The sequence below is a fragment of the Pseudomonas sp. Colony2 genome, from assembly GCF_019382755.1.
Classification (GTDB): domain Bacteria; phylum Pseudomonadota; class Gammaproteobacteria; order Pseudomonadales; family Pseudomonadaceae; genus Aquipseudomonas.
Map to the genome: position 1 here is coordinate 6,972,003 of NZ_CP080030.1, position 16,792 is coordinate 6,988,794.

18 protein-coding genes are annotated in these 16,792 nt (G+C 62.2%); 15 read left to right on the forward strand and 3 right to left on the reverse strand.

Going from position 1 to position 16,792, the window contains the following annotated elements; genetic code table 11:
- The first annotated feature begins 162 nt into the window (after positions 1-162).
- From JV201_RS28740 to JV201_RS28765, 6 genes are all read left to right on the forward strand, one after another.
- Positions 163-1,026, forward strand: a complete 864-nt coding sequence (locus JV201_RS28740; protein ID WP_008439430.1) for a YicC/YloC family endoribonuclease — start codon at positions 163-165, stop codon at positions 1,024-1,026.
- A gap of 11 nt (positions 1,027-1,037) precedes the next feature.
- The gene (gene gmk, locus JV201_RS28745) at positions 1,038-1,658 is read left to right on the forward strand and encodes a guanylate kinase (RefSeq protein WP_003213284.1); all 621 of its coding nucleotides are present in this window, start codon (positions 1,038-1,040) and stop codon (positions 1,656-1,658) included.
- 167 nt (positions 1,659-1,825) lie between these two features.
- Positions 1,826-2,089, forward strand: a complete 264-nt coding sequence (rpoZ, locus tag JV201_RS28750) for a DNA-directed RNA polymerase subunit omega (RefSeq protein WP_003176920.1) — start codon at positions 1,826-1,828, stop codon at positions 2,087-2,089.
- 60 nt (positions 2,090-2,149) lie between these two features.
- Positions 2,150-4,255: a bifunctional GTP diphosphokinase/guanosine-3',5'-bis pyrophosphate 3'-pyrophosphohydrolase gene (gene spoT, locus JV201_RS28755; protein ID WP_008439435.1), complete on the forward strand. Its 2,106-nt coding sequence runs from the start codon at positions 2,150-2,152 to the stop codon at positions 4,253-4,255.
- Positions 4,256-4,279: 24 nt separating this feature from the next.
- Positions 4,280-4,660, forward strand: coding sequence for a RidA family protein (locus tag JV201_RS28760; protein ID WP_219406300.1), 381 nt, complete (start codon positions 4,280-4,282; stop codon positions 4,658-4,660).
- A gap of 63 nt (positions 4,661-4,723) precedes the next feature.
- Positions 4,724-5,467, forward strand: coding sequence for a hypothetical protein (locus JV201_RS28765; protein WP_003213290.1), 744 nt, complete (start codon positions 4,724-4,726; stop codon positions 5,465-5,467).
- Between the two features lie 43 nt (positions 5,468-5,510).
- On the opposite strand, the gene JV201_RS28770 is transcribed toward JV201_RS28765, so the two are convergent.
- On the reverse strand, positions 5,511-6,362 hold the full coding sequence (locus JV201_RS28770) for an SDR family oxidoreductase (protein ID WP_219406301.1): 852 nt from the start codon (positions 6,360-6,362) through the stop codon (positions 5,511-5,513).
- A gap of 189 nt (positions 6,363-6,551) precedes the next feature.
- On the opposite strand from JV201_RS28770, the gene exbB reads away from it, so the two are divergent.
- The 9 genes from exbB to JV201_RS28815 all read left to right on the forward strand — a co-directional run bounded on the left by exbB (position 6,552) and on the right by JV201_RS28815 (position 15,189).
- Positions 6,552-7,538 carry a tonB-system energizer ExbB gene (gene exbB, locus JV201_RS28775; RefSeq protein WP_023659288.1) on the forward strand — a complete coding sequence of 329 codons (987 nt, stop codon included), beginning with the start codon at positions 6,552-6,554 and terminating at the stop codon, positions 7,536-7,538.
- 6 nt (positions 7,539-7,544) lie between these two features.
- Positions 7,545-7,970 carry a TonB system transport protein ExbD gene (gene exbD, locus JV201_RS28780; RefSeq protein WP_003213296.1) on the forward strand — a complete coding sequence of 142 codons (426 nt, stop codon included), beginning with the start codon at positions 7,545-7,547 and terminating at the stop codon, positions 7,968-7,970.
- On the forward strand, positions 7,967-8,716 hold the full coding sequence (locus JV201_RS28785; protein ID WP_219406302.1) for an energy transducer TonB: 750 nt from the start codon (positions 7,967-7,969) through the stop codon (positions 8,714-8,716). The genes exbD and JV201_RS28785 overlap by 4 nt, the downstream gene beginning before the upstream one ends.
- A 167-nt stretch (positions 8,717-8,883) precedes the next feature.
- Positions 8,884-9,219 (forward strand): cupredoxin domain-containing protein, encoded by a 336-nt coding sequence (locus JV201_RS28790; RefSeq protein WP_003213299.1) that lies wholly within the window; start codon positions 8,884-8,886, stop codon positions 9,217-9,219.
- A 3-nt stretch (positions 9,220-9,222) separates the two neighbouring features.
- The gene (locus JV201_RS28795; protein WP_219406303.1) at positions 9,223-10,041 is read left to right on the forward strand and encodes an FTR1 family protein; all 819 of its coding nucleotides are present in this window, start codon (positions 9,223-9,225) and stop codon (positions 10,039-10,041) included.
- 19 nt (positions 10,042-10,060) lie between these two features.
- Positions 10,061-10,591, forward strand: a complete 531-nt coding sequence (locus JV201_RS28800) for an iron transporter (protein ID WP_177054881.1) — start codon at positions 10,061-10,063, stop codon at positions 10,589-10,591.
- A 114-nt stretch (positions 10,592-10,705) separates the two neighbouring features.
- The gene (locus JV201_RS28805; protein ID WP_003213305.1) at positions 10,706-11,626 is read left to right on the forward strand and encodes a hydrogen peroxide-inducible genes activator; all 921 of its coding nucleotides are present in this window, start codon (positions 10,706-10,708) and stop codon (positions 11,624-11,626) included.
- 8 nt (positions 11,627-11,634) lie between these two features.
- The gene (gene recG / locus JV201_RS28810) at positions 11,635-13,710 is read left to right on the forward strand and encodes an ATP-dependent DNA helicase RecG (protein ID WP_219406304.1); all 2,076 of its coding nucleotides are present in this window, start codon (positions 11,635-11,637) and stop codon (positions 13,708-13,710) included.
- A gap of 78 nt (positions 13,711-13,788) precedes the next feature.
- Entirely contained in the window at positions 13,789-15,189 is a 1,401-nt protein-coding gene (locus tag JV201_RS28815; RefSeq protein ID WP_087693715.1) for an aminoacyl-tRNA deacylase and HDOD domain-containing protein, read from the forward strand.
- Between the two features lie 135 nt (positions 15,190-15,324).
- Here the strand turns inward: JV201_RS28815 and JV201_RS28820 are convergent, their stop codons facing one another.
- Both JV201_RS28820 and tagQ read right to left on the reverse strand, forming a co-directional pair.
- Positions 15,325-15,705: a hypothetical protein gene (locus JV201_RS28820; RefSeq protein ID WP_008439448.1), complete on the reverse strand. Its 381-nt coding sequence runs from the start codon at positions 15,703-15,705 to the stop codon at positions 15,325-15,327.
- Between the two features lie 125 nt (positions 15,706-15,830).
- A complete protein-coding gene (tagQ, locus tag JV201_RS28825) occupies positions 15,831-16,754 on the reverse strand; it encodes a type VI secretion system-associated lipoprotein TagQ (protein WP_219406305.1) in 924 nt (307 codons plus the stop codon).
- Positions 16,755-16,792: the final 38 nt, after the last annotated feature.

Sequence of the window (16,792 nt, forward strand, 5' to 3'; positions counted from 1 at the left end):
CTGATCGGCACGGCTAAAAAATCCTGTTACAAACCCGGGCACCGAAGCCACTGTTTGGGGCCACCCGTCCCCTTGAGCTACAATCCTGCGCCTTCGCAGCCTGTCGGCTTCAATCTACCCATCAGCCCGCCTGTTTGCGGGACTGCATCGCGAGGTACCTCCATGGTGCACAGCATGACCGCCTTCGCCCGCGTCGAAAAAGCCGGCGTCCAAGGCACCCTGAGCTGGGAATTGCGCTCGGTCAACAGCCGCTACCTGGAGCCGCACCTGCGCCTGCCGGAATCGTTTCGCGACCTCGAAGGCGCGGTCCGCGAAGCGCTGCGCCAGGGCATTTCCCGCGGCAAGCTGGAATGTACCCTGCGCTTTACCGAGGAAACCACCGGCAAGCCGTTGCAGGTGGATCGCGAGCGCGCCGCCCAATTGGTCGCCGCCGCCGAAACCATCGCCGGCCTGATCAAGCAGCCTGCCGCCATCAACCCGCTGGAAGTCCTGGCCTGGCCCGGCGTGCTGGTGGCCGATGCCACTGACCCACAGGCGTTGAACGCCGAGGCGCTGGCCCTGTTCAACCAGGGCTTGAAAGAACTCAAGGCCGGCCGCGAGCGTGAAGGGGCCGAACTGGCCCGCCTGATCAGCGACCGCCTGACCTCCATTGAAGAAGACGTGGTGACCCTGCGCGAACTGGTGCCGCAGATGCTTGCCACCCAGCGCCAGAAGGTCCTGGACCGCTTCGCCGACATGCAGGCCGAACTGGATCCGGTGCGCCTGGAGCAAGAGATGGTCCTGCTGGCGCAAAAAAGCGACGTGGCCGAAGAACTCGACCGCCTGAGCACCCACATCCTGGAAGTGCGCCGCGTGCTCAAGTCTGCCGGTGCCGCCGGTCGGCGCCTGGACTTCCTGATGCAGGAACTCAACCGCGAAGCCAATACACTGGGCTCCAAAGCCTTTGATCCGCGCAGTACCCAGGCGGCGGTCAACCTCAAAGTGTTGATCGAGCAAATGCGCGAACAAGTACAGAATATCGAGTAAGGCACCCTGACATGACCCACAGCACCGGCACCCTGTACATCATTTCCGCCCCATCGGGCGCGGGCAAAAGCAGCCTAGTCAAGGCCCTGACCGACGCTGACGAGCAGATCCGCATCTCGGTATCCCACACCACCCGCGCCATGCGCCCGGGTGAAGTGAACGGCGTGCACTACCACTTCGTCGAGCGCACCGAGTTCGTCAAGATGATCGAGCACGGTGATTTCCTGGAGCGCGCCGAGGTCTTCGGCAACCTCTACGGCACCTCGCAAAGCCACCTGCAGCAGACCCTGGACGAAGGCCACGACCTGATCCTGGAAATCGACTGGCAGGGCGCCGAGCAAGTGCGCCAGCTGATGCCCAAAGCTCGCTCGATCTTCATCCTGCCGCCTTCGCTGGAAGCGTTGCACCAGCGCCTGACCAATCGCGGCCAGGACAGCGACGAGATCATCGAAGGTCGCATGCGTGAAGCCGTCAGTGAAATGAGCCACTACGTCGACTACGACTACCTGATCATCAACGACGATTTCGCTCACGCGCTGGACGATCTGAAAGCGATTTTCCGCGCCAATCAGCTCCAGCAAAAGCGTCAGCAGCAGCGTTTCGGCAAATTATTGGCCGAACTGCTCGGCTGATTGGCTCTTCCCAAAACCGCTGCAGGGGCTTTACATTGGCACTTGTAGCGCGTTTGCGATGGCCTGCGAAAAATCAGCGCTTCCCTAAACGCTGGTGATTTTTTAAACTGTTCAGTCCGCTCGCCCAACCGGGCAGCGCGCATATTGCATTCGCTCCGAGGAATACCATGGCCCGCGTAACCGTTGAAGACTGCCTAGAACACGTGGATAACCGCTTTGAGCTGGTCATGCTCTCTACCAAGCGTGCCCGTCAACTGGCCACTGGCGGCAAAGAGCCCCTGGTCCAGTGGGAAAACGACAAGCCTACCGTTGTAGCCCTGCGTGAAATCGCTGAAGGCCTGATGAGCTACGAGTTCATCGCCAACGCCGAAATCGTTGAAGACGAACCGCTGTTTGCAGCGTTCGAGGACGAGTCCAACGAGGCCGTCTAAGCCTATGCCTGGTCGACGTAGCACGGCGCGGGGTCACAGCCAACGGCAGGAGTTAATACTTTGCCGAGCATAGACGCCCTCGCCGATCGCTTATCGACCTACCTCGGCCCAGACCAGGTCAACCTGGTCCGCCGAGCGTATTTCTACGCCGAGCAAGCCCACGACGGCCAACGCCGCCGCAGTGGCGAGGCGTATGTCACGCATCCTCTTGCCGTGGCCAATATTCTTGCCGACATGCACATGGACCATCAGAGCCTGATGGCCGCGATGCTGCATGACGTGATCGAAGACACCGGCATTGCCAAGGAAGCGCTCAGTGCGCAATTTGGCGAAACCGTGGCCGAACTGGTCGACGGGGTCAGCAAACTGACCCAGATGAACTTCGAGACCAAGGCCGAAGCCCAGGCGGAAAACTTCCAGAAGATGGCCATGGCCATGGCCCGGGACATCCGGGTGATCCTGGTCAAGCTGGCCGACCGGCTGCACAACATGCGCACGCTGGAAGTGCTGTCCGGTGAAAAACGCCGGCGCATCGCCAAGGAAACCCTGGAAATCTACGCGCCCATCGCCAACCGGCTGGGCATGCACGCCATTCGTATCGAGTTCGAAGACCTCGGCTTCAAGGCCATGCACCCGATGCGTTCCGCGCGCATCTACCAGGCAGTGAAACGCGCCCGGGGCAATCGCAAGGAAATCGTCAACAAGATCGAAGAATCCCTGAGCCATTGCCTGGCGATCGATGAGATCGAGGGCGAAGTCAGCGGCCGGCAGAAACACATCTACGGCATCTACAAGAAGATGCGCGGCAAGCGCCGGGCCTTCAACGAGATCATGGACGTGTACGCGTTCCGGATCATCGTCGACAAGGTCGATACCTGCTACCGCGTGCTGGGTGCTGTACATAATTTGTACAAGCCCCTGCCGGGACGCTTCAAGGATTACATCGCGATTCCCAAGGCCAACGGCTATCAGTCGCTGCATACCACGCTGTTCGGTATGCACGGGGTGCCGATCGAGATCCAGATCCGCACCCGCGAAATGGAAGAGATGGCCAACAACGGCATCGCCGCCCATTGGCTGTACAAATCCACCGGCGACGAGCAGCCAAAAGGCACCCATGCCCGCGCCCGCCAGTGGGTCAAGGGCGTGCTGGAAATGCAGCAACGTGCCGGCAACTCCCTGGAATTTATCGAAAGCGTGAAGATCGACCTGTTCCCGGACGAGGTCTACGTGTTCACGCCCAAAGGCCGGATCATGGAGCTGCCCAAAGGCTCCACGGCGGTCGACTTTGCCTACGCGGTGCACACCGACGTGGGTAACAGCTGCATAGCCTGTCGGATCAATCGTCGACTGGCCCCGCTGTCGGAACCGCTGCAAAGCGGCTCCACGGTGGAGATCGTCAGCGCACCGGGCGCGCGCCCGAACCCGGCATGGCTCAACTTCGTGGTCACCGGCAAGGCTCGCACCCACATCCGTCACGCCCTGAAACTGCAACGCCGTTCCGAGTCCATCAGCCTGGGCGAACGCCTGCTGAACAAGGTGCTCAACGGCTTCGACAGCTCTCTGGACAAGATCCCGGCCGAACGCGTTCAGGCGATGCTCCACGAGTACCGCCAGGAACTGATCGAAGACTTGCTGGAAGACATCGGCCTGGGCAACCGCATGGCCTATGTGGTCGCCCGCCGCCTGCTGGGCGAAGGCGAACAGTTGCCAAGCCCCGAAGGCCCGCTGGCGATTCGCGGCACCGAAGGCCTGGTGCTCAGCTACGCCAAGTGCTGCACGCCGATCCCTGGCGACCCGATTGTCGGCCACCTGTCCGCCGGCAAAGGCATGGTGGTGCACCTGGACAACTGCCGCAATATCAGTGAAATCCGCCACAACCCCGAGAAATGCATCCAGCTTTCGTGGGCAAAGGATGTCACTGGCGAATTCAACGTCGAGCTGCGGGTCGAGCTGGAACACCAGCGCGGCCTGATCGCCCTGCTGGCCAGCAGCGTGAACGCGGCCGACGGCAATATCGAGAAAATCAGCATGGACGAACGCGATGGCCGCATCAGCGTGGTCCAACTGGTGGTCAGCGTGCACGACCGCGTGCACCTGGCCCGCGTGATCAAGAAACTGCGCGCCCTGACCGGGGTCATCCGCATCACCCGCATGCGCGCCTAGCCCATCCATTACAAGGAGTCATTCATGACCAAGACTGTTATCACCAGCGACAAGGCACCAGCAGCAATCGGTACTTATTCCCAGGCGATCAAGGCGGGCAATACCGTCTACATGTCCGGCCAGATTCCACTGGACCCAAAAACCATGGAGCTGGTTGAAGGCTTTGAAGCCCAGACCATCCAGGTCTTCGAAAACCTGAAGTCGGTTGCCGAAGCTGCGGGCGGTTCGTTCAAGAACATCGTCAAACTGAACATCTTCCTCACCGACCTGAGCCACTTCGCCAAGGTCAACGAGATCATGGGCAAATACTTCGAACAGCCGTACCCTGCCCGCGCCGCCATCGGCGTTGCCGCCCTGCCAAAGGGCGCGCAGGTTGAGATGGACGCCATTCTGGTCATCGAGTAAAACATCCGGCGCAGCGCTTCCACGGGAAGGCTGCGCCGAATTGGTTCTTGGAAGGATTTCGTAATGCGCAAAGCGCTCGTTGCCTCTTCGTTGCTCGCCCTGTTGCTCGGCGGCTGCGCCAGCAATCCCGCCGACCTGGATGTGAGCGGCACCTGGATCAACCAGGCCGCCATCGACGCGGCAGCCAAGGGCGGCCCTTTGCGTGAAGCCCTGCAGAGCTATGGTCCGAACCTCGAATGGGAGGTGAACACCAAAGCGTCCCAGGCCCGCTACTACAACGGTTTTGAAGTAGCTGAAGGCAAATTGCTGGGTGAAAAATCCGGCGCCTGGAGTGTCGATTTCTACGGCAGCTCCGCCACTGAACTCAAGCGTAAAGGCAAGCTGCTGCTGCAAGGGGCCAATGATAACGAGCCCGAGCAACTGTTCGCCCGTGCCAAGGATCCAGCCCCCGAAGGCGCGCCACTGGGTGCCAACTTCGAACGCACCCTGTACGCCGCCTACATGGGCGGCACCTGGAAAATCAGCAGCGGCACTGGCGAAGGCGCCACCGTACAGTTCCAGGCCAATGGCCAGGTGACCGGCTTGCCCGGCGCCGATCAGTACTCGCTGTGCCTGGCGGGCGATTGCGCCTCCATGAGCGGCGGCTACGACAGTATCTGGCTACAGTTGAACGGCCAGGGCAACCCGTGGATCTTTGCGCGCAAGGGCAAGCAACTGGAGATCTTCCAGGCGATCAACACCGCCCAGGCCGACGAGGTACCCTCGTTCACCCCCGGGCCACGACAGTGGTTGCTGGAAAAACAGTGACGCAAAAAAGGAGCCCTCAGGCTCCTTTTTCTTCACGCCGCGATCAACCCTCCAGGATCGCCGCATACCCTTCGCGATAACTCGGATAACGCGGCACCCAGCCCAACGCCTTGGCCCGGGCGTTGCTGCACTGCTTGCTACCGGCGCGTCGCACGCTGGCGTTCTCGGCCCATTCGGTCACGCCAAGGTACTCGCGCAACCAGGCAACCACCTCGGCCAGCGGGGCCGGAGCGTCGTCGACGCCGATGTAGCACTGATCCAGCACACCGCCCTGCTCCACGTGCTGCAGCAAAAACGCGAGCAAGCCCGCCGCGTCATCGGCGTGAATCCGGTTGCCATATAAAGGCGGATCAATCGCCACGCGATAACCCTGGCGCACCTGGCTCAGCAGCCATTCCCGGCCCGGGCCATAGATACCGGTGAGGCGCACCACGCTCGCGGGAATGCCGCTATTCAACGCCACTTGCTCGGCTTCCAGCATCACTTGTCCGGAATAACCGCCTGCCTTGGTCTCGGAGCTTTCGTCGACCCACTCACCGTTCTGCTGCCCATACACACTGCTGCTGGACACAAACAGCAGGTGCTTGGGCTCCTGGCCGTAGTCGTTCAGCCACTCCAGCACATGCCGCAACCCTTGCAGGTATGCCGCACGATAACCCGCCTCGTCGTGATCGGTGGCGGCCGCGCAATACACCAGGTAATCCACCCCGCCCACCGGCCAGGTATCGGGGCAGTCTTCATTGAACAGGTCGCCGGCAATCCCGAAAACACCCTTGGGAAGGCGCGAAATATCCCGCCGCAGGCCATGAACCTCCCAGCCCTGGGCCAGCAATTGGGTGGCCAGACGGCTACCGACATCGCCGCAACCGGCAATCACCACAGAAGGCGCAGACATCACAAAACTCCGTTCTTAAAGGTCAAGGTTAGCCCCCGCAGATGACCAGCGGCCAGCAAAACGACAAATAAAGTAACTGTATTACTTCTGTTAACAAGAATTACTTGCAATAATAACCGCCCATTTGTCCTCGACCCGTTACGGTCTGGAAGGACGCTCACTCATTTTTTTCTCTCAGGTCCGGCCAGCATGACACGCAATACATCCCCCGCTTCGCCAACCAAGCCTCACAGCCCATCCCGCGCCTGGCGTGCGATTGCTGCAGTGCTGTTCAGCGTCCTGCTGGCACCGACCGCCGCGTTCGCCGACAACACCGCGCCGGCCGCCCCGCCTGCAGCGAGCGCGCCAGCTACAGAGCAAAACGCTCCTGCGCCAGCCGCCGCACCGGCCGCGACCGACCCGGCCCTGGCCGCCGAAGGTGCTCCGGCTGACGAGTCCGGCGTCGTGCTGGAAGAAGACAACAGCCTGGGCATGGCCCACGACCTGTCGCCCTGGGGCATGTACCAGAACGCTGACATCATCGTGAAGATCGTGATGATCGGCCTGGCCATCGCTTCGATCATCACCTGGACCATCTGGATCGCCAAGGGCTTCGAACTGCTGGGTGCCAAGCGTCGCCTGCGCACTGAAATCGTCCACCTGAAAAAAGCCACCACCCTGAAAGAAGCCAGCGAAAGCGCGGCGAAGAAGGGCACCCTGGCGCACCTGCTGGTTCACGACGCACTCGAAGAGATGCGCCTGTCTGCCAACACCCGTGAAAAGGAAGGCATCAAGGAACGCGTGAGTTTCCGTCTTGAGCGCCTGGTTGCCGCCTGCGGTCGCAACATGAGCAACGGCACCGGCGTGCTGGCCACCATCGGTTCCACCGCGCCCTTCGTCGGCCTGTTCGGTACCGTGTGGGGCATCATGAACAGCTTCATCGGCATCGCCAAAACCCAGACCACCAACCTCGCCGTCGTGGCGCCCGGCATCGCCGAAGCCCTGCTGGCAACCGCACTGGGCCTGGTTGCCGCGATTCCTGCGGTAGTCATCTACAACGTCTTCGCCCGTTCGATCGCCGGCTACAAGGCGCAGGTGTCGGACGCTTCGGCAGAAGTCCTGTTGCTGGTCAGCCGTGACCTCGATCACCTGCCTACCGAGCGCAGCTCGCAACCGCATATGGTGAAAGTGGGGTAATCGGCCATGGGCCTGCATTTGAATCAAGGCGACGACGAGCTCGTCGAGAACCACGAAATCAACGTCACGCCGTTTATCGACGTGATGCTGGTGCTGCTGATCATCTTCATGGTGGCTGCACCGTTGGCCACCGTGGATATCAAGGTCGACCTGCCCGCTTCCAGCGCGAAACCTGCGCCGCGGCCGGAGAAACCGATATTTCTCAGCGTGAAGGCGGACCAGCGTCTGTTCCTGGGCGAAGAAGAAGTCAAATCCGACACCCTGGGCGCGGTGCTCGACGCCAAGACCCAGGGCAAGAAAGACACGACCATCTTCTTCCAGGCCGACAAGGGCGTGGACTACGGCGACCTGATGAGCGTGATGGATGCCCTGCGGGCGGCCGGCTACCTCAAGGTAGGCCTGGTCGGACTTGAGACGGCAGCCAAGAAATGATCACGACGCGCCACAAACTGACGCGTTATGGCACCAGCCTTGCCGTCGTGCTGGGCGTCCACGCCGTCGCGATCATCATCGCGCTCCAGTGGTCGGCGCCACATATGGTCCAGCTGCCTCCGGCCGCCATGGTCATCGACCTGGCACCGATGCCGGCGCCACCACCTCCGGCCCCGCCGAAGGTGATCACGCCGCCACAGCCGCCTGCGCCAGTCGAAGAGCTGCCATTGCCGAAACTGGCCGAGGCACCTAAGCCGACGATCCAGGTGCCAAAGCCGGTCAAGCCCAAGCCAAAATCACAGCCGCCCAAGCCTGTGGAGAAGAAGCCCGATCCGCCCAAGGAAAAACCTTCCGAAGAGCCGCCGAGCGAAACTCCGCAGAACAACGCGCCTACGGAAAAATCCGCCCAGCCACAACCGGGCCCTTCACCGCAGCAGATCGCGGCCAAGGCCACCTGGGAAAGTACCCTGCTGGGCCACCTGCAGAAGTACAAGAAGTACCCGCCAGGCGCACAGGCGCGTGGCAAGGAAGGCCTGAACCGCCTGCGTTTCGTGGTGGATGCCGATGGCAACGTGCTGTCCTACGAACTGGTGGGCCGCTCCGGCAACGCCGACCTGGACCGCGCCACCCTCGACATGATCCGTCGTGCCCAGCCGCTGCCCAAGCCACCGGCCGACATGTTGAAAGGCGGAAGCATCGAGATCGTTGCACCGTTCGTTTACAACATCGAAAAACGTCGCCGCTAACCCCCACCGTGGGCACTCTCGGGTGCCCACGGCTGCTGTTCCCTCCCCGCGCATCACCGCAACCTGAACCAGGCTTGAACGAGTCGGCACCTAACTCGATCTTCACTTGTAACACTTAAAGACAACGCCAATTATCCGCGAATAGTTCTCATTAGCGGACATTCGGCATGCCCAACCTTGCCCGGCTGGCTCTCCTCCTACTGGCTTTACCCGTCGCTGCACAGGCGGATCAGCTGGTCACCCTGGTCATTCAGAACCACACCTTCAGCCCCTCGACGTTCGAGGTGCCGGCCGGTGAGCGCTTTCGCATCCAACTCACCAGCCACGACGAAAGCGTCGACGAGTTCGAAAGCTACGACATGAAATTCGAAAAAATCATCGTCCCCGGCAACACCATCACGGTGTTTGCCGGCCCGCTGCATCCCGGCACCTACACCTTCTTCGATGACTACCACCCCGACCAGGCCAAAGGCACGGTCACCGCCGTCGCAGCCAAGGAGTAAGCCATGCTGGCCTGTGTGTTGATCGTGTTTCGTGAAGTGCTGGAAGCCGGGATTGTGGTGGGCATCGTGATGGCCGCCACCCAGGGCCTGGCAAGACGTGGGCTGTTCATTGGCGGCGGAATCGCAGCCGGCGTGCTCGGTGCCGGCATCCTCGCACTATTTACCGGCGCAATTACCCAGGCGCTGCAGGGCTTTGGCCAGGAGATTTTCAACGCAGCCATCCTGGTGGTCGCCGTGGTCATGCTGGGCTGGCACAACTTATGGATGGCCAGTCATGGTCGCGAGCTGGCGACCCAACTGCGCAGCGCCGGCAATTCAGTACTCAAGGGTGAAAAATCACTCTGGGCCCTGGCCGTGGTCATCACCGTGGCCGTGCTGCGCGAAGGCTCGGAAATCGTGCTGTTCCTCTATGGCATCGCCGCCTCCAGCCAGACAGACCCACTGTCGATGCTGGCCGGCGGCGTGCTCGGCATCGTCGCCGGCGCCGCGCTGTCCTGGCTGATGTACCGCGGCCTGGTCGCCATCAGCCTCAAGCGCCTGTTCTCGATTACCGGCTGGATGATCGCCTTGCTTGCCGCCGGCATGGCTGGCCGGGCCGCCGCGATCCTCGCCGGTATCGACCTGATTCCCGCCTGGGGCTACCAGCTCTGGGACACCTCCTGGCTGGTCTCCGATGGCAGCCTCACCGGCCGCGCGTTGACCGCGCTGGTGGGCTACACCGACCGACCTCTGGGCGTTCAATTGGTGGCGTGGCTCGTCACCCTCTCGCTCCTGGTGCTGGGTAACCGTTTACTGCATTCACGCCCGACACAATCACATTAACCGCCCCAGGAGCCCCACCATGAAACACCTGCGCAACCCCTTCGCCGCCGCACTGCTGCTCGTCAGCGCCGTGGCCGCTTCCGCCCTCGCCCAAGCCCGCGAATACCCGATTGGCGGACCGGTGCAGATCAATGACATGGAGATCGCCTCCTCGTACCTGGTGGGCATCGAAATGGCGCCCATGCCGCCAGGCATGGTGATGAGCAAGGACTCGGTACACCTTGAGACCGATGTGCACGCCACTGCCGACAACAAATACGGCCTGTCCAACGGTGAGTGGGTGCCGTACCTGACCATCAGCTACTCACTGGTCAAGGAGGGCTCGCCCGACTACAAGGAAATCGGCACGCTGTTGCCGATGGTGGCCAAAGACGGCGCCCACTACGCCAACAACGTGAAAATGGACGGCCCCGGCACCTACACCGTGGTGTTGCGCTATGAAAGCCCACAGATCAAGGGCTTCTTCCACCATGTAGACAAGGAAACCGGCGTGCCTGAATGGTGGGCTCCCTTCACCGAAACCTTCACCTTCAAGTACCCGCAAAAGTGAAATACGGGGCGGCGATACCCGATTAACCGGTGTCGCGGCCCCTACGCTGTCTGATAACGTGCGTCTATCGATTGCAGCCGGTATGCTTGGCCCGCAACCTCATGGACGCCCGCTATGACTCTTACAGAATTACGCTACATCGTTACCCTCGCCCAAGAGCAGCACTTCGGCCACGCGGCCGAGCGTTGCCACGTCAGCCAGCCGACGCTGTCGGTGGGTGTGAAGAAGCTTGAAGACGAACTCGGTGTGCTGATTTTCGAGCGCAGCAAAAGCGCCGTGCGCCTGACGCCCGTCGGCGAGGGCATCGTCGCCCAGGCCCAGAAGGTTCTGGAGCAGGCCCAGAGCATTCGCGAGCTGGCCCAGGCCGGCAAGAACCAGCTGACCGCCCCGCTGAAAGTCGGCGCCATCTACACCGTCGGCCCGTACCTGTTCCCGCATTTGATTCCGCAACTGCACCGCGTCGCGCCGCAGATGCCGCTGTATATCGAAGAAAACTTCACCCACGTGCTGCGCGACAAACTGCGCAACGGCGAGCTGGACGCGATCATCATCGCCCTGCCGTTCAACGAGGCGGATGTGCTGACGCTGCCGCTCTACGATGAGCCGTTCTACGTGCTGATGCCGGCGTCCCACCCATGGACGCAGAAAGACACCATCGACGCGGGCCTGCTCAACGACAAGAGCCTGCTGTTGCTGGGCGAAGGCCATTGCTTCCGCGACCAGGTGCTGGAAGCCTGCCCGACCCTGACCAAGGGCAACGACGGCGCCAAGCACACCACCGTGGAGTCCAGCTCCCTGGAAACCATTCGCCATATGGTCGCCTCCGGACTGGGTATCTCGATCCTGCCGCTGTCGGCGGTCGACAGCCATCACTACGCCCCCGGCGTGATCGCCGTGCGCCCACTGACGCCGCCGGTACCGTTCCGCACCGTGGCGATTGCCTGGCGTGCGAGCTTCCCGCGTCCGAAAGCGATTGAAATCCTCGCCGACTCGATCCGCCTGTGTTCGGTGGCCAAGCCGCCTGCTGCGAGCTAAGTAACGGTATGACTGAGCTGTCGCAGGTATCGGTGACGGCACTCAAGGGTGTCGGGGAGGCCATGGCCGAGAAGTTGGCCAAGGTCGGGCTGGAAAATCTCCAGGACGTGCTGTTCCACCTGCCCCTGCGTTACCAGGACCGCACCCGCGTGGTGCCCATCGGCCAGTTGCGCCCTGGGCAGGACGCGGTGGTTGAAGGCACCGTCAGCGGCGCCGACGTGGTCATGGGCAAGCGCCGCAGTTTGGTCGTGCGCCTGCAAGACGGCACCGGCGGCCTGAGCCTGCGCTTCTACCACTTCAGCAACGCCCAGAAGGAAGGCCTCAAGCGTGGTACCCGCGTGCGCTGCTACGGCGAAGCCCGGCCCGGTGCTTCGGGGCTGGAAATCTATCACCCGGAATACCGCGCGATTACCGGCGACGAACCTCCGCCGGTAGACACCACCCTCACGCCAATTTACCCGCTCACCGAAGGCCTGACCCAGCAGCGCTTGCGCCAACTGTGCATGCAGACTCTGACGATGCTCGGGCCAAAAAGCCTGCCCGACTGGCTGCCCCAGGAACTGGCGCGCGACTATCAACTGGCGCCGCTGGATGATGCGATCCGCTACCTGCATCACCCACCCGCCGACGCCGACGTCGACGAGTTGGCTCTCGGTCATCACTGGGCCCAGCATCGCCTGGCGTTCGAAGAACTGCTGACCCATCAACTGTCCCAGCAGCGCCTGCGCGAGAGCATGCGTTCGCTGCGCGCGCCGGCCATGCCCAAGGCCAAGCGCCTGCCTGCGCAATACCTGGCCAACCTGGGGTTTGCACCGACGGGCGCCCAGCAACGGGTCGGCAACGAAATTGCCTACGACCTGAGCCAGAAAGAACCGATGCTGCGGCTGATCCAGGGCGACGTGGGCGCGGGTAAAACCGTGGTCGCCGCCCTCGCCGCGTTGCAGGCCCTCGAAGCCGGCTATCAGGTGGCGCTGATGGCGCCCACCGAGATTCTCGCCGAGCAGCACTTCATCACCTTCAAGCGCTGGCTCGAACCGCTGGGCCTGGAAGTCGCGTGGCTGGCCGGCAAGCTCAAGGGCAAGAACCGCGTAGCCGCCCTGGAGCAGATCGCCGCCGGCGCCCCGATGGTGGTGGGCACCCACGCGTTGTTCCAGGACGAAGTGAAGTTCAAGAATCTGGCGCTGGTGATCATCGACGAACAGCACCGCTTCGGTGTGCAGCAGCGCCTGGCCCTGCGCCAGAAAGGCGTGGGCGGCCGCATGAGCCCGCACCAGTTGATCATGACCGCCACACCGATCCCGCGCACCCTGGCCATGAGCGCCTACGCCGACCTCGACACTTCGATCCTCGACGAACTGCCGCCGGGCCGAACGCCGGTCAACACCGTGCTGGTCACCGACACCCGCCGCGTCGAAGTCATCGAACGGGTACGCGGCGCCTGCGCCGAAGGCCGTCAGGCGTATTGGGTGTGCACGCTGATCGAAGAATCCGAAGAGCTGACCTGCCAGGCCGCCGAAACAACCTATGAAGACCTCACCAGCGCCTTGGGTGAACTCAAGGTCGGGCTGATTCACGGTCGCATGAAGCCGGTGGAAAAGGCCGCGGTAATGGCCGAGTTCAAGGCCGGCAACCTGCAATTGCTGGTGGCGACCACGGTGATTGAAGTCGGCGTCGACGTCCCCAACGCCAGCCTGATGATCATCGAGAACCCCGAGCGCCTGGGCCTGGCGCAACTGCATCAATTGCGCGGCCGCGTCGGCCGGGGCAGCGCCGCCAGCCACTGTGTGCTGCTGTACCACCCGCCGCTGTCGCAGATCGGTCGCCAGCGCCTGGGGATCATGCGCGAAACCAACGACGGCTTCGTGATCGCCGAAAAAGACCTCGAACTGCGCGGCCCCGGCGAGATGCTCGGCACCCGCCAGACCGGCCTGCTGCAATTCAAGGTCGCCGACCTGATGCGCGATGCCGACTTGCTGCCCGCCGTGCGCGACGCGGCCCAGGCGTTACTGGAGCGTTGGCCGGAACACGTCAGCCCGCTGCTGGATCGCTGGCTGAGACATGGGCAGCAATACGGCCAAGTGTGACGGCTGACTCACTTAGACAACCCTCACTTGTATCAAGCTGGTTATACTCCAATGACTGTAGGAAATTGGATTCAGGCCATGTCAGAAGTTGCCCTCGCCACAGCCCCACCGACTGCACCCTCGGTGATTCGGACGCTGCTTGCAAAGCTCGCCATCAGCTACACGGAAGTTGCCGAACGCCCCGGCCTGAACCCGGCGCAGAAGGTTCAAGCCGTACTGCTCGATGATGCCGTGGGTGCACTCATGGTGCTGTTTCCACAGAACCAGTTGCTGGACCTTAATCGCCTCGCCGAGCTCACCGGTCGGCGCCTCACGGCCGTGTCGCCGGAGCGCCTGGAGCGCATGCTCGGCAAGCACAGCCTGAGCCTGCTGCCCGGCCTGCCGCCGCTGACCAGTTCTCCCTGCCTGTACGAAGAAAGCCTGTTGCGTGAGCCGACCGTGCTGGTGCACTCGGGCGAAGCCGGGCTGCTGCTGGAGATTTCCAGCGACGCGTTCAAGAGCATGCTGACCAAGGCCAGCGCCGCGCATTTCGGCGAGCCGCTGAGCAACATCCGGCCAAACCTGGATCGCCCCAACGACGACCGCGAGGAAATCACCCAGGCGATGCAGGCGTTCACCGCCCGCCGTATCCAGCAGCGCCTGGAAGCCACCATCGAAATTCCACCGCTGGCCGATACCGCGCAAAAGATCATCAAGCTGCGGGTCGACCCCAACGCCACCATCGACGACATCACCGGCGTGGTCGAAACCGACCCGGCCCTGGCCGCCCAGGTGGTGAGTTGGGCCGCGTCGCCCTACTACGCCTCGCCGGGCAAGATCCGCTCGGTGGAAGACGCCATCGTGCGCGTGCTGGGCTTTGACCTGGTGATCAACCTCGCACTCGGCCTGGCCCTGGGCAAGACCTTGAGCCTGCCCAAGGACCACCCGCAACAGGCCACGCCGTACTGGCACCAGTCGATCTACACCGCTGCCGTCATCGAAGGCCTGACCCGCGCCATGCCCCGCGCCCAGCGCCCGGAAGCCGGGCTGACGTACCTCGCCGGCCTGCTGCACAATTTCGGCTACCTGTTGCTGGCCCACGTCTTCCCGCCGCACTTCTCACTGATCTGCCGGCACCTGGAGGTCAACCCGCACCTGTGCCACAGCTACATCGAGCAGCATCTGCTGGGCATCAGCCGCGAGCAGATTGGTGCGTGGTTGATGCGCTATTGGGACATGCCGGACGAACTGTCCACCGCCCTGCGCTTCCAGCACGACCCGACCTACGACGGCCAATATGCGGAATACCCGAACCTGGTGTGCCTGGCGGTGCGCTTGCTGCGCAGCCGCGGCATCGGCTCCGGGCCGGATGAATCCATCCCGGACGAACTGCTTGAGCGCCTGGGGCTGACCCGGGACAAGGCAGAGGACGTGGTGAGCAAGGTGCTGGATGCGGAGACGTTGTTGCGCGAGTTGGCTTCGCAGTTCAGCCAGGGATAAATCGGGCGCCTGTTACACCGTATTCGCGAGCAAGCCCGCTCCCACATTCGACCGAGTTCCAACTTTGGAATGGGATTGAATGTGGGAGCGGGCTTGCTCGCGAATGCAGGCGACGCAGTATTGCTGAAGAACCCCCTAGCCTTTGGGCTTTTTCTTCGGCTTCAAATACTTGGTCAACCCCTGGAACCAGATCACCAGCGCCGGGTTGCCCTTGATCTGGATCGACTTGTCCTGAATCCCCGTCATGAACGCCAGTTGCTTGTTCTTCGCCTGCATCGTGGCGAAGCCGTAGGCGGCGTCTTTGAAGGCGATGGCAAACGCAGGCGCGGGATGAACACCCGAGCGGCTGGTAATGCGCTGGTCTTTGACGATGAAGTGACGGGCAACCTTGCCGTCGAGGGTCTGCAACTGGAACGCCAGGTCCTTGTCACCCAACTGCTGCTGGAACGCAGGGTTGGTGCGGCTGGCTTTGCCCATCAACAGGCCAAGCATCCAGAGAAGAAAACGAAATTTCATGCACACGGCCTCAGTGTAATTATTGGGTGGCCGCAGCAGTTTAACGATTTGTGCAAATAACGCTACCGATCTCCCGTTTTAGCAGGAGATCGGCTGGCGTTTAACGCTTATAGCAACAACTTTCCTCAGACGTTAGGGCAAGGAACCGGTGCCCAATCCGCCAGGTTCGGATCACGGCAAGTGCCTTCGATCTGCGCTTTACCGGCGCTGGCAACCTGCTTGCTTTCAGCTTGCTTGGTCTGGGCGGTCTGGATGGTTTTCTCGGTGGCTACGGCTTCTTTCGGCACGGTTGGCAGTACCGGCTTTTTCGCGACTTTTACCGGCTTCTTGCCTTTGGTTGGCGTCACCACCGGCGTGGTATCGGCAGTCGCAACAGTGACCACGTCGGAGCGTTGTACGCCCACTTGTTGCAGATCCTGCTCGTACGCCTGGGTGTAGTTGTTCAGGTCTTCGCTGGCCTTGCCGTTCACCGCGACGATCAGGTCGTTGGACTCTTTCAGGCCCGAGACGATTTCTGCCAGGCGCTTGCGGCCTTCAACGTCGTTGACGGTCTTGGCCTTGCGGTCAGCCACCAGCTTGGTGAACGCACTCTGGTAGCACTGCTGGGACGCCTTGGCATACGCGGTGCTGCGGTCGATGTCGGAAGCGCGCTTGTTGACGTCAGTGGCGTAGGAGGCGATGCGCTGGTTGTCATCGGTGATCTGCTTCTGGCGCTCGGTGTAGTAACCCGCAGCACCACCGGCCAGGGCGCCGCCCGCTGCACCGATGGCAGCGTTGCGGCCGCGCTTGTCGGAGTCGCCGGTCAGGGCGCCCAGCAAAGCACCACCGGCCGCACCCAGGGCGGCGCCGGTGACCACCGACTTGGTCAGGTCCGAATCGGTAGCACGCAGGTGCTGCACCGGCTCGTAGCAGTTCGGGTAGTACTCGACCTTGGTGGTCGAGGCGACTTTGTTGGTCGGCGACGTTGCGCAACCGGTCAGCACCGTGCTGAAGCCTGCGGCAATCAGCAGCAGATGACGCTTGGAAACCGCCTTACGGGAAAAAATCATCGTTGTGTTCTCTTTTAAGTTTGACTTGCCCAGCACGG